This window comes from Cohnella thailandensis, from assembly GCF_014212135.1.
Lineage (GTDB): Bacteria > Bacillota > Bacilli > Paenibacillales > Paenibacillaceae > Cohnella > Cohnella thailandensis.
This window is the reverse complement of sequence record NZ_JACJVQ010000008.1, coordinates 224,766-239,970: the sequence shown is the minus strand read 5'-3', so window position 1 is coordinate 239,970 and position 15,205 is coordinate 224,766. Positions and strand designations below refer to the sequence as shown.

At 58.7% G+C, this 15,205-nt stretch carries 15 protein-coding genes and 1 riboswitch; of the genes, 9 read left to right on the top strand and 6 right to left on the bottom strand.

The features are described 5' to 3' along the window. Window positions 1–53: 53 nt before the first annotated feature. The 3 genes from H7B67_RS12480 to H7B67_RS12470 form a co-directional block, all read right to left on the bottom strand. Window positions 54–581, bottom strand: coding sequence for an SRPBCC family protein (locus H7B67_RS12480; RefSeq protein ID WP_185120154.1), 528 nt, complete (start codon window positions 579–581; stop codon window positions 54–56). A 49-nt stretch (window positions 582–630) separates the two neighbouring features. Beyond that, window positions 631–987, bottom strand: a complete 357-nt coding sequence (locus H7B67_RS12475; protein WP_185120153.1) for an ArsR/SmtB family transcription factor — start codon at window positions 985–987, stop codon at window positions 631–633. A gap of 99 nt (window positions 988–1,086) precedes the next feature. After that, complete coding sequence (locus H7B67_RS12470) at window positions 1,087–1,599, bottom strand: SRPBCC family protein (protein ID WP_185120152.1); 513 nt, start codon at window positions 1,597–1,599, stop codon at window positions 1,087–1,089. A 518-nt stretch (window positions 1,600–2,117) separates the two neighbouring features. On the opposite strand from H7B67_RS12470, the gene H7B67_RS12465 reads away from it, so the two are divergent. The 4 genes from H7B67_RS12465 to H7B67_RS12450 all read left to right on the top strand — a co-directional run bounded on the left by H7B67_RS12465 (window position 2,118) and on the right by H7B67_RS12450 (window position 7,613). Beyond that, a complete protein-coding gene (locus tag H7B67_RS12465) occupies window positions 2,118–3,203 on the top strand; it encodes a substrate-binding domain-containing protein (RefSeq protein ID WP_185120151.1) in 1,086 nt (361 codons plus the stop codon). After that, window positions 3,200–4,663, top strand: coding sequence for a sensor histidine kinase (locus tag H7B67_RS12460; RefSeq protein WP_185120150.1), 1,464 nt, complete (start codon window positions 3,200–3,202; stop codon window positions 4,661–4,663). The genes H7B67_RS12465 and H7B67_RS12460 overlap by 4 nt, the downstream gene beginning before the upstream one ends. Then, the gene (locus H7B67_RS12455) at window positions 4,638–5,966 is read left to right on the top strand and encodes a response regulator transcription factor (RefSeq protein WP_185120149.1); all 1,329 of its coding nucleotides are present in this window, start codon (window positions 4,638–4,640) and stop codon (window positions 5,964–5,966) included. Before H7B67_RS12460 ends, H7B67_RS12455 begins: the two co-directional genes overlap by 26 nt. Window positions 5,967–6,185: 219 nt before the next feature. Then, window positions 6,186–7,613: a sugar porter family MFS transporter gene (locus H7B67_RS12450; protein WP_185120148.1), complete on the top strand. Its 1,428-nt coding sequence runs from the start codon at window positions 6,186–6,188 to the stop codon at window positions 7,611–7,613. 70 nt (window positions 7,614–7,683) lie between these two features. Here H7B67_RS12450 and H7B67_RS12445 read toward each other — a convergent pair whose 3' ends face one another. Then, window positions 7,684–8,256, bottom strand: a complete 573-nt coding sequence (locus H7B67_RS12445; RefSeq protein WP_245363842.1) for a superoxide dismutase family protein — start codon at window positions 8,254–8,256, stop codon at window positions 7,684–7,686. A gap of 70 nt (window positions 8,257–8,326) precedes the next feature. Then, on the bottom strand, window positions 8,327–8,704 hold the full coding sequence (locus H7B67_RS12440; protein WP_185120147.1) for a winged helix-turn-helix transcriptional regulator: 378 nt from the start codon (window positions 8,702–8,704) through the stop codon (window positions 8,327–8,329). Between the two features lie 143 nt (window positions 8,705–8,847). Between H7B67_RS12440 and H7B67_RS12435 the strand changes: the two genes are divergently transcribed. The 5 genes from H7B67_RS12435 to H7B67_RS12415 all read left to right on the top strand — a co-directional run bounded on the left by H7B67_RS12435 (window position 8,848) and on the right by H7B67_RS12415 (window position 13,668). Next, window positions 8,848–10,026, top strand: a complete 1,179-nt coding sequence (locus tag H7B67_RS12435) for an MFS transporter (protein WP_185120146.1) — start codon at window positions 8,848–8,850, stop codon at window positions 10,024–10,026. 90 nt (window positions 10,027–10,116) lie between these two features. Further along, window positions 10,117–10,692, top strand: coding sequence for a 5' nucleotidase, NT5C type (locus H7B67_RS12430; RefSeq protein WP_185120145.1), 576 nt, complete (start codon window positions 10,117–10,119; stop codon window positions 10,690–10,692). A gap of 42 nt (window positions 10,693–10,734) precedes the next feature. Next, a complete protein-coding gene (locus tag H7B67_RS12425) occupies window positions 10,735–11,052 on the top strand; it encodes an ArsR/SmtB family transcription factor (RefSeq protein WP_185120144.1) in 318 nt (105 codons plus the stop codon). A 174-nt stretch (window positions 11,053–11,226) separates the two neighbouring features. Then, a riboswitch (ZMP/ZTP riboswitch) is annotated at window positions 11,227–11,305 on the top strand. Window positions 11,306–11,355: 50 nt separating this feature from the next. Beyond that, window positions 11,356–11,955 carry a DJ-1/PfpI family protein gene (locus H7B67_RS12420; protein ID WP_185120143.1) on the top strand — a complete coding sequence of 200 codons (600 nt, stop codon included), beginning with the start codon at window positions 11,356–11,358 and terminating at the stop codon, window positions 11,953–11,955. A gap of 594 nt (window positions 11,956–12,549) precedes the next feature. After that, a complete protein-coding gene (locus H7B67_RS12415) occupies window positions 12,550–13,668 on the top strand; it encodes an NADH:flavin oxidoreductase (RefSeq protein WP_185120142.1) in 1,119 nt (372 codons plus the stop codon). Window positions 13,669–13,728: 60 nt separating this feature from the next. Here H7B67_RS12415 and H7B67_RS12410 read toward each other — a convergent pair whose 3' ends face one another. After that, window positions 13,729–15,204, bottom strand: coding sequence for a sulfatase (locus H7B67_RS12410; protein WP_185120141.1), 1,476 nt, complete (start codon window positions 15,202–15,204; stop codon window positions 13,729–13,731). Between the last annotated feature and the right edge of the window lies 1 nt (window position 15,205).

The following is a 15,205-nucleotide window of genomic DNA, read 5'->3' as shown; positions in this document are numbered from 1 at the left end:
TCTTCGGGTTTCTGCGGGTTTCTTTGGGTTTCTTGCGTACTCTTGCGCTCGAATTACTTCTTAGCGAGCTTGGAGAGGTACTCTTCCAGTTGGCCGAGCGTTCCCGCGAAGCCGCCTTTGACCATCTCGATCGCGGCTTCGAACGTCTTGCGCTCCTTCTTGGTCGGGTCGATCGGAACGCCTCTCAGCGTCATGAACGTCTTGCCGTCCTTCGCCTCGAACGTGTAAACGTTCCGAATCTCGAGCGGCCAGTTCACGTTGAACGGAGCTCGAATCGCATGGCCTTCCGCGTCGGAAAAGGAATTCCGGTAGACAAGCCTATCGGGCTTCGCGATCTCCTCGTAAACGAACTTGCCCCACATGAGCTGCCCCTCCGGCGACTTTTGGCTGTAAAGGAAGACGCCTTCCGGCTGCGGTTCGAAGCGGGCAACGTCCATTTCATAGCCTTGCGGCCCCCACCACTGAAGAAGATGCTCCGATTGGGTGAACACTTCGAAGACAAGCTCGCGGGGAGCGTCCAGCGTTCGGGTGACGATGAGCTCGGCATCGGATTTTTGAGGTCTTAGCGGTTTAAGTTTCATCCTGTCCTCCTGGGCATGCAACGCGGTTTGCGGATTGCGGGCGTACTCGTTATGGCGTTCTGTCGGCGTCGCCCTTGGGAGGCTCTTGGGCCGAAAGACCCTGAAGCTCGCTTAAGTAATCGTCCAGACGATCGAACCGTTCCTCCCAAAGCCGGCGGAAGGCGCCCAGCCATTCGTCCATCTCGGCAAGCGGTCTCGGCCTCAGCTTATAGATGCGTCGGTTCGCCACTTTATGCACTTCCACGAGTCCGGCATCGCTCAGCACCTTCAGGTGCTTGGAGGTCTGCGGCTGATTGAGATGCAGTCTATCGGCAATCTCGTTGACGGACATGGGTCCCTTGAGCAGGAGCTCGACCATATCCAGACGGTTCGTCTCGGCTAACGCGCCGAAAACGCTAATGTTCATGGCTAATCACTCCAACGTCATGCTGCTAATTGGATTATAACTTATCGTACGCTTGACGCGTCAAGCGAATGCTCCCGATTAGCGTCGCAACCACCGGAATCAGGCGATCTCTCCTTTGACGAACAGCTCGTCAAGATGGTTAAAGATCATCGTCATTCCTTCGACCATTCCCATCTTGAGGGTAGCCTGAAGGTCGGCTTGGGTGTCGAACTGAACCCGGATCGTCAGCTTCGTTCGGCCTTCGAACGGCTCGAACGTTACTTTATTGAGCTGCTCCGGAATGTCGTCGGTCGCGTTCCCGTGCTCGTCGGCGAAGGTGCTCGTGTATTCTAGACGCTCCGGCCGGACGATCTCGCGGTAGACGCTTCGGGCCCAATGCACTTCTCCTTCGGGCGAGCACATGCTGTAATGCCACACGCCTCCCGGGCGCAGGTCGACGTTGCAGGTGGGGATCGTGTAAGGAAGCGGCGCCCACCAGCGCTTCAGATGCTCCGGCTGGGTGTACGCGTCGAACACCAGCTCGGGCGGGGCGTTGAAAATCCGTTCCGTGATAAATTCCTTCTCCTCGATGCGGGTCGTGACGGCGTTGTTCGCGGATTGGTTTGTCGTCATTGTTTATTATCCTCCATTCAATTAAGGGTAAGGCTTCTTGATTAAAATATACACGATAGGGAATATTCCTGTAAAGGAATATTTATTTCTAGTTTGGGGAAGCGGGCGAGATGTGCGGGAAAACAGTGCAACGGCGGGAGGGAGGAGGGTGAAGCGTGCGAGATGAGTAGAATTACCGTGTAACGGAGAGCAGAAGGAGGGGGAAGCGGGCGAGATGTGCGGGAAATCCGTGCAACGGCGGGCAGAAGGAGGGAGAAGCGGGCGAGATGTGCGGGAAATCCGTGCAACGGCGGGCAGAAAGAGGGGGAAGCGGGCGAGATGTGCGGAAAAACCGTGTAACAAGGGCAAGGCGAGGGAGAACCAGACTGTTGAGTAACCATTACTCAACTGGATGCGGTCATGCGGCGATGGAGATGAAGTTGAGTAACTCTTTCTCTCCGATTGAAGGTATAATTTGCTTTTGTAAGCTTGTGGCATAATGAATGAAGATCATGGATCGTACAACGAAGGAGCAAGGAATGTCTAACCGTATTTGGAATGTATGCCTTATCCTGCTGGGCTGCGCGTTTCTGGTCCTGCTCGCGGATTTTGCGATTTCCGCGGGCCGGACCCGCGAGCTTGCTTTGAAGCTTCAACCGCAGAACGCCGCGGAACCTGCGCCATTGCGTGTTGCGCTGATCTCGCAGGAGCTGAACAATCCGTTCTGGCGTTCGATCGAAGAAGGCGCCCGCGACTCGGCGCGGAAGTACGGAATGGAGATCGAGTATGCCGGCCCGCTGCGGATCGACGCCGCCGAGCAGGTCCGTCTGCTCGAGAAAGCGGTCGCTTCGGGGGTCGACGCGCTGCTGCTGCAGGGACTTGGGGATCCGGCTTACGCGAAGCTGATCGACGATGCGTCGGAGCGGGGAATTCCGGTCGTCGCCGTGGATGCGGACGAGCCGGAGAGCCGGAGAATCGCCTATGTCGGAACGGACAATCGGGCGGCCGGAGAGACGATGGGAAAGCTGGTGACCGAGGCAATCGGCGGATCGGGACGAATCGGCGTGCTGCTCGGAAGCGAAGCGACCAATCAGCAGCTTCGGTTGGACGGCTTCCGCGCCGTCATCAGCCGATATCCCTCCATGTCCGTCGCCGACATAAGAATCTCCCATATATCCCGTCTGCAGGCGGCGAAGCAGGCTCAAGAGATGCTTCAGAAATATCCGGATTTGAAGGCGATCGTCGGGTTCAGCGCGCTGGACGGCTTGGGGATCGCGGAGGCAACGGCGCTGGCAGGCGCTTCGAACGTGCGGGTCTTCGCGTTCGACGATCTGGAGAATACGAGGCAGGCGATCCGGAACGGCCGGATCGTAGCGACGATCGTTCAGAATCCTTACCGCATAGGGGAGGAAGCGATCGGCGTTTTGCATGATTATCTCGCTGGCGGGACAGGAACCGAGCTGCACTATTCGGACGCGACTGTTCTGGATCGCCGCGCTCTTCTTGCCGAAGAGGACGAGGAGGACGAGGAGGGCGGAGAGGGCACGGAAAGCACGGACGGCAGGGATGGCAAGGAAGAAGTGAATGGCAAGGAAGACGCGAATGGCAAGGAGGAGCTCCAATGACGATCCGCTCCAAGCTGCTCATCGTTATCCCTCTTCTCATTCTTCTTGCAAACGGAGTTTATTTCTTCTTGTTCCGTAGCGCCGCGGTCGTCCAGTCCAGCTATGACCGGATGATGGACCGGGTGCTCGGCTATCGGCAATCCGTCCAGAGCGCCGAGCTGTCGCTGGAGGCTCTATACGGCTATCTGCTGAACCCGGATTCCGCAACGAAAGCGGAGTTCGCTTCCGCCAGGTCGGAGCTGGAGAAGGGGCGAGAGGCTCTGGAGCGAGGTGAGCGACCGGCCGTGGTCGCTTCTTCCGCGGTCGGGTTTATTCAATTGCTGCGGACGCTGGCCGTACAAGAGGACGAAGCTCTCTCCGCGGCGGAGTCCCCGTCGGACGCGCTTATGCGGTACGAGTCGGCGGAGAAGACCGTCGGCTTCGTTCGCGAAGCCGGGGAGGCGCTCGTCGAGCTCGAGTTGAGCGTGGACAAGCCGATTTTCCGCAGCATTCAGGAGGAGAACGCGAGGATGAACCGGTTGGGCATCGCCATTCTCGCGGTTCAGACTTTGCTCGGCGTCGCGCTGGCTTATTGGATCTCCCGAGGCGTAACGGTTCCCGTCGAGCGGCTCGTTAAGGCGGCGAAGCACGTATCCGAAGGCAAACCCCAAGAAGCGCTTCCCGCCCTCCCGTCGTCCGACTCCAAGGACGAGCTGGGGGTGCTGACGGGCGCATTCCTGCAGATGCTGGACGATCTGAAGGCTTCCGCGGAACGCGACCGGGAACGGCTGGAGCAGGACCGTTTGGTCAAGGAGCTCGAGCTGCGGGCGCTGCAGAGCCAGATTCATCCGCACTTTCTGTTCAACTCGCTGAACGTGCTGTCCAAGCTCGCTCTGATCGAAGGGGCGGAGCAGACGAGCGACCTTATCGTGTCCATGTCGAAGATGATCCGTTACGTCCTACGCAACCCGGACGAACCGGTGACTCTCCGCGAGGAGCTTGGGCACGTGGCCGATTATGTCGCCATCCAGCAGGCCCGCTTCCGAAGCCGAGTCCGGTTCGTGACCGAAGCGGACGAAGCCGCTCTATCCGCGCGAATTCCGTCGCTCACGATTCAGCCGCTCGTGGAGAACGCGTTCGTTCACGGAATCGAACGGCTCGAGGGGGGCGGGGAGATTCGCCTGACCGTAGAGACGGACGGATCGGACGCGATCGTCTCGGTATCGGACAACGGCGTCGGCATGGACGAGGCGACGATCCGGTCGCTGCTGCGAATGGAATACGAGGAAAATGCCGCGCCGGATCGAATGTCCGCGGGACTCGGCACCCGCAACGTGTTTCGCAGGCTGCAGCTGTTCGGCGGACGGGACGATGCGGTGAGAATTAGCAGCAGGCCCGGAGCCGGCACGACGGTAACGGTGCGCATTCCCATGAATAAGGAGGTTGAGAAGAGAGATGTACCGTCTATTGATCGCGGATGACGAGGCGCTGGAGAGAGAAGGCTTGGAGCTGATCGTTCGCCGCCAGCTCCCGGATACGTTCGAGATTCTTCATGCCGAGAACGGTAGGCAGGCAATCGAGCTCGCCGAGGAACGCCGCCCGCATATCGTCTTCATGGACGTGCAGATGCCGGGGATTCAAGGGATCGATGCTCTGAAAGAGATCCGGAAGACTCTCCCCGAAGCCAAGTTCGTGCTGGTGACGGCGTACGACTCGTTCGCCTATGCCCGGGAAGCGATGCCGCTCGGCGTGCGGGAATATATCGTGAAGCCGGCCGGCCGGGAGCAGATCGCGGCGCTCCTATCCAAATTAGTCGATGAGCTGGAACGGGAGAAAGGCCTTCGCGCGGAGCAGCTGGAGCTGAAAAACCGGGTATCCACGCTGCAACCGATCGTCGAGAACGAGCTTGCTCTAACGCTGATGGTCGATCAAGTGCTGGACGCCGACATCGGCCAACTCTCCGAGTGGCTGGATTTTCCTCTGGAAGATTGCCGTTGCATCGTAACGGCTTTTCCCGGCTCCCCGGATTCGGCTTCGGCCGCCGATCGCCGCTCGCTCTTCGAAACGATCCGCCGATTCGCGAAGTCGCATGGTCCCTGCATCGTCAGTTCGATTCTGGAGCACCATCTGGCGATCTTCCTCCGCAGGCCGGCCTCGAACGCGGGCGAGTGGAAGGAGGAAGCCGTCCGCTTCGCCGAACGTCTTCGCGAAACCGTACGCGCCCAGACCGGACGGGAGCCTTCCGTCGGCATCGGCAGTCTTCGCAGCGGCGCGGAAGGGCTGCGCAACTCGTATTTCGAGGCGGTATTCGCCTCGACCTTCTCTTCGAGAGACGGAGAGGTGTGCCTCTTCGACGACTTGAAGCAAGGCAAAACCGAAGGCCTGCCGATCGGGAGCAGCGCGGAAGAGCGAGGTTACGTCCTCTCCGCGCTTATCCGGATTCGCGAGCTGCGAGAGGAGCAGACCTCATCGGTTATCGATCGCTCCAAAGCCTACATCCGGCAGCGCTTCGCCGAGGAATTGTCGCTGGAGGACGTCGCGAATCACGTTCATCTGAATCCGTTCTACTTCAGCAAGGTTTTCAAACAGCACGTCGGCGAGACGTTTATCGACTATTTGACGGGCGTTCGAATCGACAAGGCCAAGCAGCTGATCGAGGAGGATCGGCTGAGTCTTAAGGAAGTATGTTACGAGGTCGGCTACAAGGACCCGAATTATTTCAGCCGGGTGTTCAAGAAGGTGACCGGCGTCGCCCCTTCGGAATACCGAACCCGAAATATTTGAAATCCGAAGCTCCGTGCCCGTCGTCGGGCATGGACTTTTTTGTTATCGACCCTCAAGAAAGTGAAGACGGACCGACCTCGACGGCGGCCGAAGGAGCTGCTGCAAGATTAGTGCGGGTATGGAGCAAAATAATGCTGAACCTCGGCTCCGACGTCGCCCGGAACGAGTGCTATACTGAAGCTCGCTTCGACAGAAAGCTTACGGAAGGGAGACTTCTTTATGACAACTCATGCCAAAGGAAGCGGGCAAACCGGCAAGCCGAACATGCGGTACGTCACCCTCGTGTCGATCGCCGCGGCGCTCGGCGGCCTGTTGTTCGGCTTCGATACGGCGGTCGTATCCGGAGCCATCGGCTTCTTGGAAAATAAATTTCAATTAAACGACGTTCAAGTCGGCTGGGCGGTGTCCAGCCTGATCATCGGTTGCATCGTGGGAGCCGCGGCTTCGGGCTGGCTCAGCGACGGGCTCGGGCGGAAAAAGGTGCTGATCGGGGCGGCTCTGCTCTTCGTCATCGGTTCCATCGGATCCGCGCTGCCGGAGACGTTCACCGGGTATATCGTCGCCCGCATGATCGGCGGCTTGGGCATCGGCGTTATCTCGACGCTCAGCCCGCTATACAACGCGGAAATCGCGCCCGCCCGGTACCGCGGGCGTTTGGTGGCTCTTAATCAGTTCGCGGTCGTCACCGGTATCTTCCTGACTTATTTCGTCAATTCCGGGTTAGCCGGGTATGGAGACGACGCTTGGGACGTCTCGACGGCATGGAGATGGATGTTCGGCGTCGGCGCGATCCCGGGCTTGATCTACATGATCCTGCTGCTCGTCGTGCCGGAAAGCCCTCGCTGGCTGATCAAGCAAGGCCGCGCGGAACAGGCTCTGCCGATTCTCATCCGCATTCACGGAGAAGAAGCCGCCAAGCGGGAAGTGCTCGAGATCAAGGAATCGTTTAAGGAGAAGAAGACTCCGCTTCGCGAGCTGTTTAAGCCCGGCTTGCGCTTCGCGCTCTTCGTCGGCGTCGTGATCGCCGTGCTGCAGCAGGTAACGGGCATCAACGCGATTCTCTATTACGCTCCGGAGATCCTGAAGGAAACGGGCGCGGGAACGAACGCGGCCCTCATCCAGACGATCCTGGTCGGCTTCATCAACTTCGCGTTCACGATTCTGTCCATATGGCTGATCGACAAGGTCGGACGCAAGGCGCTGCTGCTTGTCGGTTCGGCCGTCATGGCCGCAAGCCTGATTCTCATCGGCTTCGTCTTCCAGACCGGGAACAGCTCGGGCTACCTGGTTCTGGGGCTGATCCTCGTCTACGTCGCGGCATTCGCGATCTCCCTCGGACCGGTTGTCTGGGTTCTCCTGTCCGAAATCTTCCCGAGCCGCGTGCGGGGAAGGGCGACGGCGATCGCCTCGATGGCGCTCTGGGCGGCGGACTATGCCGTCTCCCAATCGTTCCCGCCGCTTCTTAACGCGGCAGGACCTGCCGGAACGTATTGGATATTCGGCGCCTTGTCCCTGCTTACGGTTCTATTCACCTGGAAGTTCGTGCCCGAGACGAAGGGCAAGTCGCTGGAAGAGATGGAAGCGATGTGGGCGAACCGGGAAACCGACGGCGAGTCGGTAAGGTTAAACGAAGCAAGAAACCATTAAATGATTGCAAAAAAGACGCTGTCCACAGGCCGTAACCGGCCAAGCGGACAACGTCTTTTTGCATTTTGCTTTACTTCGCGATAACCCCGCAGGCGATCCTGGCACCGGAATTGCCGGCCGGATCGGTTACGTAATCGTCCGCCTTCTCGTGGATGACGAGCGCGGTGCCGCCTTCCTTCAGAAGAGAGTTCGGCTCTCCCGGCTTCAGCGTCACGTTGCGGCTGTTGATGACGACGTGAACGTTCCCGCTCTGATCGACGGAGATATTCGGCAGATCTCCCGCATGGAACCCCTTCGGATTGTGAAAGCCGTGTTCCTTGGTGGCAGGGTTGAAGTGCGCCTGCGCGCTCTCGAAGCTCGGAGGATCGCACTTGCCCGTCTCATGGAAGTGGATGCCGTGAGTTCCCGCCGGAAGTCCTTGGGCTTGCAATTCGATCCGGACGGTATCCGCCATCTGCGTAAGGACGGCCGTCCCGACCTGTGCGCCTTGGCCGTTGATGATCTTGGCCGTGACGGAAAGCGTGTCCGGCGACGGTTCGGGAGCCGGCTTCGCTTTGGGCTTCGCCTCGGCGTTCGGGGCGATGAGAATGGCGGCCAACGCGAAGATCGCCATGGCTCTGGCCGCCTGGGAAGTAAACTTCATCTCTGGATGTCCTCCTGAAGGAAATGGTGTTTGCCTTGCTAGTATTTCCTTATTGCGGAGGGACATACGGTTAAGATTTCCACTTGGCCGCCCAACGATCCATTTCTTCGAGCACGCCGTGAAAGTCCATGCCTTTCTCGGTGAGGGAGTATTCGACGGTAACGGGGACGGTCGGGAACACTTCCCGGCGAACGACCCCGGTCTTCTCCAGATGGCGAAGCGTATCCGTGAGCGATTGGGTACGGACGATGGCCAGATTGCGAAGCAGCTGCTTGAAGCGCTGCGGGCCCTTGTAGAGCTGCGCGATGACGATGAAGGACCACTTGGCGCCGATAATTTGCAGCACCTCGCAGATGTTCGGCTGAAGATCCTCTTCCTCTGTCTCCTCCTTGGTCGCTTGTACCGCAAACAGATGGTCCAGTTTCTCGTTCGAAGCGGAAGCGGTCATCTTTTTTATCCTCCATTCACTTACAATAAGTTAGTTGGTCCGAATAACTGGATAATGTCAAACGAAATTGCCTTCTTACATTTTGATAGTGAGCTAATTATAATGGCAATCAAATCCAACTTGCAACCGAAAGGATGATTGTCATGACTCGAAGAAATTTAATTTATGTTTATTTGTTGGCTTTGGGGGCTTTCTTCACGGCGACCTCCGAGCTGGTGGTCGGCGGCCTCTTGAATATCATAGCGGAGGACATGGAGGTCTCCGTCTCCCTGGCGGGACAGCTGGTCACGGCTTATTCTCTCGCCTTCGCGATCGGAACGCCGGTCGTCGTCGCGCTGACCTCGCGAATGAAACGCAAATCGGTCCTATCCGGCTCGCTTCTGGTATTCCTGCTCGGCAGCATCGTCGCTCTGTTCAGCGGTTCCTTCGGGATGCTTATGGTATCCCGGATCGTGCTGGGGCTAAGCTCCGGCGTGTACGCCGTCGTCGCCATCGGCTCGGTCGCGAAGCTGGTGCCGCCGGAACGGACGGGACGCGCGGTCGGCATGATCGCCTTGGCCTTCAGCCTGTCGATGGTACTGGGCGTTCCGATGGGAATCGCCATCTCGGATTGGTGGGATTGGAGAGCGGTGTTCGCCGTCCTGGGTGCCGCGACGCTGCCGATTTTCTTTATCCTTCGCCGAATGCTGCCCGACATCGAAGGAGACGAACCCGTTCCGTTCAAAAGCCAGTTCGCGGTATTCCGCCAACGGATCGTTCTGGCGACGTTCCTGCTCTCGTTCCTCTGGGCTTCCGGCAACTCGATCATCTACTCGTACATGACTCCTTTTCTTCAGACCGTCCTGCGATTTACCACGGGGGAGGTCGGCGCGATGCTGCTGGCGTTGGGGATATTCGGCATGCTGGGCTCCCGGCTGGGAGGAATCGGAGTCGATCGGCTGGGAACCGTCCGGATGCTCGTGCTAAGCTTGACGCTCCATATCGCCGCGTTGGCGCTGCTTCCGCTATTTGAACATTCGACCTTTGGGGCGCTGGCCGTCATTATCCTATGGGCGTTCTCGATGTTTATGTCGGCGCCGGCGCTCAATACCTACTTTATTCAACTGGCTCCCCGGAAAGCGCAATTCGTTCTCGGCCTGAACACGTCGTTCACCCACCTGGGCCTGGCGGCCGGGGCGGGAGCCGGCGGGCTGATGATCGATTGGAGCGCGACGCCTCTTTACAATCCATGGCTGGCCAGCCTGCTGGGAGTCGTCGGAATGGGCATCGCGTGGTACTCCTTCCGATTGAAGGGCAGAATCGTCCCGAGTCCCGCCGCTTAACGCTCGACGGGTGAATGGCAACGGTGTCTTTTCCGCGCGGTTCTGGTAAAATGAATGGAATCACCCGCATGCGGAAAAGGGAGAACTTGCATGAAATTCGGTTTCGACATCGACGATACGTTGATCAATCTGCGCGAGCATGCCTTTAACCTCTATCAGAAGAAATTGAATAAGAGCGTAGAGCATGAGAAGTTTCTGGCCTTGAAAAGCGTTCCGATCCATGAGCTGTTCGGGATGACGACCGAAGAGGGCGGAAGAATGTGGAACAGCTTGCGCGAAGAAATTTATTATACGGATTGCCCGCCGTTCCCGCATGCCGTCGAAGCGCTCCAGGAGCTCATTCGGCAAGGCCATGAGGTATACTATATTACGGCACGAGCTCCGGAGTATTGCGAGAGAACGAAGCAGTGGATCGCGGAGGCCGGTTTTCCCGTGGAAGAGGGTCGGTTCTACTGCGGCATGGGGGATACGGAGAAGGTTCACATCATTCGGAAGCTAGGGCTCGATTATTACTTCGACGACAAGCCGGCGGTGCTCGACACGCTGATGGAGCTGCCTCTGAAAGTGTACGTGAGGGACAATTCGTACAATCGCCACCTCGACATTCCGCGGATCACGACCTGGAGCGAGCTGCTCGAGATCTTACGGGAAGCAGGAGACCGGTGATATCATGCAAGAGACTATTCTAGGAAGAGAGCGGGATTCAGGATGGACGCGAATGCCCAGCTGACAATTATGAAGGTGCTGTCGAACGAGACCCGTCTTAGCATCCTTCAGTGGCTGAAGGAACCGGAGAAACACTTCGTTCCGCAAAATATTCCCGAGAGCGCGTCCTTCGACGGAGGAGTATGCGTGGGCAGCATTCAGGAGAAAACCGGACTCGCGCAGTCGGTCATCTCCGGCTATCTGAGCTCCATGCAGAAATCCGGCTTGCTCGAGTGCAAGCGCGTCGGCCAATGGACGTATTACCGCCGGAACGAGCCGGTCATCGAGGAGTTTCTCGAGAGCCTGAGCTCGCAGCTTTAAACGGATGAGCGGGCATAAGCGGAGTCGCCAGAGGCGGTAGGGGCGGCGGATTGCCGGATCGCCGGATCGTAGGGGCGCCGGTTCGCTGTATCGCCGGAGATGGCCGAAGGGCCATCTTTTTTATATCGGGGTGTTGAAAGGAAGAATTTTCTGAATATAATGAATTTATATCAAGAAGGTAGGTGTGACTGGCGTAACGTGGAGAACCACGAGGGAGCACCTATTTCATAAGCCGTACGCCTGGGCGAAGCATTCGGTCGATGACCGGATGCTTTTATTTTCTTATCCGGGGGAGAGGATAGCATGGAACAGGCGCGTCAGGCAAGGAACGTGGTGATTCTGATTTACGAAAAGGTGGAGCCGCTCGATTTCGTCGGGCCTTTCGAGGCGTTTATCTCGGCAAGCGACTTCGGGCGGGACTTCAACGTGTACACCGTGGCGGAGAGAGAGGGGGCCGTGGCGGCCGTCGGCAATCTGAGCGTCAACCCCGCGTATGCATTCGATTCTTGCCCCAAGCCCGACATCCTGATCGTTCCGGGCGGTTGGGGCTCGCGCAAGGAGAGGCTCAACCCGGCGATCGTGAATTGGGTGAGGGAAGCGTCCGGCGAGGCGGAGCTGGTTTTGTCCGTGTGCACCGGGGCTTTGATATTGGCGGCAACAGGGTTGCTGGACGGCCTGGATGTGACGACCAATCGTTCGGCTATGCATGAGCTAAGGGCGGCGGTTCCCTCGACCACCCGAGTGATCGAAGGCGTACGGTACGTGGATAACGGAAAGATCGTCCTGTCCGCCGGCGTATCGGCCGGCATCGATGCCTCGCTCTATGTCGTGGGCAAGCTGCTGGGAATCGAGCGGGCGGAGAAGGCGGCGACCATCATGGAGTATGATTGGCGACGGGAGTAGACCGTTCGTTTCGGGGCATTAGGCGTGAAGACCATCCATCGGATGGTCTTTTTGCGCGGGACGAGCCGTGGGAATATCGTTTCGGAGTTACTCCCGTGCCGGCGTTGTGCGGAAAAGTCGTGTATCTCTGCCTCGGCAAGCCGCTCTGGGGTGGCGTTGTGCGGAAAAGTCGTGTATCACCGCCTCGGAAGGCTACTCTGGGGCGCGTTGCACGGAAAAGTCGTGCATCTCCGCCTCGGCAGGTCGCTCTGGGGTGGCGTTGTGCGGAAAAGCCGTGTATCACCGCCTCGGAAGGCTACTCTGGGGCGCGTTGCACGGAAAAGTCGTGCATCTCTGAGTATGTGGGTATCCTCTTTATGGTGCAAAATAGGAATGCTCACTAGAATGCTCACGTAGTTGCCGCCCGTACCGTATCGGCAAGCCCGTTCGATCCCCAAGTACGTCATTGACTTGGCAACTTTATATTTACATATCTATAAAAATAGATATAATAAAGAAACACCAAGAATATCACTCGGAATAAAAGGCGGATATGAGGAGCCGATAAGAATCATTAAGAATCTTCTCTGTCCGAAATATAAGGAGGAAGTAACGATGACCATTAAATCGCCTAGCGTGGATGCTTTGTTTCGCCCCTTCGACAGCGAGAAATTAAGTTTGTCCAACCGCATCGTGATGGCTCCGATGACGCGCAGCTTCTCGCCGCGCGGCGTTCCGGGACCGGACGTGGCGGCTTATTACAGGCGGCGCGCGGAGAACGGCGTCGGCCTGATCGTGACCGAAGGAACGGTCATCGAGCACCCGGCGGCCGCGGCGGATCGCGACGTCCCGCACTTCTACGGCGAAGAAGCGCTGCAGGGCTGGGCGAACGTCGTGCGCGAGGTGCATGAAGCCGGAGGCAAAATCATCCCTCAGATCTGGCATGTCGGCATGGCCCGCAACCCGGCTGTTTTCCCCGAATCGGACGCGGTTCCGGTCGGCCCTTCGGGATTGACCGCCGACGGGGCGCAGACGGGTCACGCTTTGAGCGTCGAAGAAATCAAAGGGCTGGTGAACGCCTACGCCGAAGCCGCGGCGAACGCGAAGAAGCTAGGCTTCGACGGCGTCGAGATCCACGGCGCCCACGGCTACCTAATCGATCAGTTCCTGTGGGAGCGGACGAACAAGCGAACGGATGAATACGGCGGCGACATGCTGGGAAGAACGCGGTTCGCCGCGGAAGTCGTTGCGGCGGTCCGTGCGGCCGTGGGACCGGACTTCCCGATCGTGCTGCGCCTCTCCCAGTGGAAGTCGGTCGATTACCGAGCGAGGCTCGCTCCGACGCCGGAGCTTCTCGGCGAGCTGCTGAAGCCGCTCGTCGATGCGGGCGTCGACATTTTCCACGCCTCGACCCGCCGCTTCTGGGAGCCGGAGTATGAAGGCTCCGACCTCAACTTCGCAGGCTGGATCAAGAAGCTGACCGGCAAGCCGGCGATTACGGTCGGATCGGTCGGCCTGGACGACGACTTCATGAACACGTTCAAGCCGACCAGCGAAGGAGCCGGCAATGCGGATATCGAAGCCCTCCTGCGCAGGCTGGAGGACGGGGAATTCGACCTCGTCGCCGTCGGCCGCGCCTTGCTGGCCGATCCCGCCTGGGCCGCCAAGATTCGCGACGGCAAGCTCGACGAGCTGGTTCCGTTCACCCGCGAGGCGTTGCAAAGCTTGTCTTGATTAGAGAAGCAAGAAGCCATCGAGGAGACCCCATAAACGGGATCTCCTCGATGGCTTTTCTCATTCCGCCAATCCGATCCGCACGTACTGCTCCGGAGGCGCGTCGTTCGCCGCCATCAGCTTCTTCAGCAAATCGATCATTCTCGCTTCGATTGCCGGATCCTGGATCGGATGCCTCTGCTCGGGGTCCTGCTCGAGATCGAACAGCAGCGTGCCGTATTGATGCAGATGGCCATAAGTGCTTGCCGGAATCCGCAGCAGCTTGGTTCCCTTGGTGAAGGAGAACGGCTCCGACAGCTCCGCGTCCCGCAGCTCCTCCGGCCGGAACCGGCTCCTCATATGGGTCGGCATCAGCGTGTAGTCGTAGAGCGGACGGTTGTCCGGGGACGCGGCTGCGCGCATGTAGACGTACCTTCCGTCGGTCACGTTCACGTGTCCGCCATGCAAGCCGAACAGAGCCGCCTCCCGCACGGACTTGTCGGAAGCGATCGTCTCGGACAGCGGCTTGCCCTGCATATCCTTCGGCAGAGGCAGGCCGAAGAAGTCCAGCAGCGTGGCGGGCAGATCGACGGTTTGGACGAGACTGCGGCGATTGACCCCTTGGACCCGGCTCCGGGGATCCCAGATGAAGAGAGGGGTATGGGCCACTTCGTTATAGAACGGTTGAACGCACTTCGCCCATTGATCGTGCTCCCCGAGCAGGAACCCGTGGTCGGTGTTGACGATCAGCATCGTGTCGTCCCACAGCCCGAGCTCATCCATCGTATCGAAAACCCGCCCCAAATAATGGTCGCACATGCTGAGCAGCGCCAGGTACTCGTACCGGAGATGCTCGACCTCCTCCTTCGTCTCGGTGACGGGACCGTAAGTCGGCCAATCGAACGCTCTTCCTTCGTAACGGTGGGGATACAGATTTTTGTACAATTCCGGGCTGTAAAACGGCTCGTGCGGGTCGAACGTCTCGAGCTGCAGGAACCAGCGGTCCTCGTCCGCGTTCTTGCGGATGAATTCCAGTCCCTTGGAGAAGGTTCGGGCTTGCGGAAATTCCTTTTCCTCCCGAATGTACTTGCGGTTGATCCGATCCTGCCTGCCCAGCTTATGGGCATACGGATGAAGCTGTCCTAACTCCTCGGGCAGTCCTTCGTCGTTTACTTCGCCTTTCCACGGATCTCCTTCCTGTCCCCTTATGAGCTCGAAGCTTCGATAGCGCGGATGATAGGTGCCGCCGCCGTCCTCCCAGTAGTGCTGGTGGTCCGTGACCAGGTGGGTGTAGACGCCCGCGTCGCCGAGCAGCTCGATGGCGGAATCGTCGAACGGCTCCAGCGGTCCCCAGCTGCGGTGCAGGAAGTTGTGCCTTCCCGTATGAAGCTCGCGGCGGGCCGGCATGCATGGCATGCTGCCGATATAGCTGTTGTCGAAGACGGCCGTTCTCTCGGCCAATCTCTTGAAGTTTGGGGTATGAATCCAGTCCGGAGCCCCATAAGGAGAGAGCATCCGGCGGTTAAGCGTATCGAACATGACCATGATGGCTTTCAAT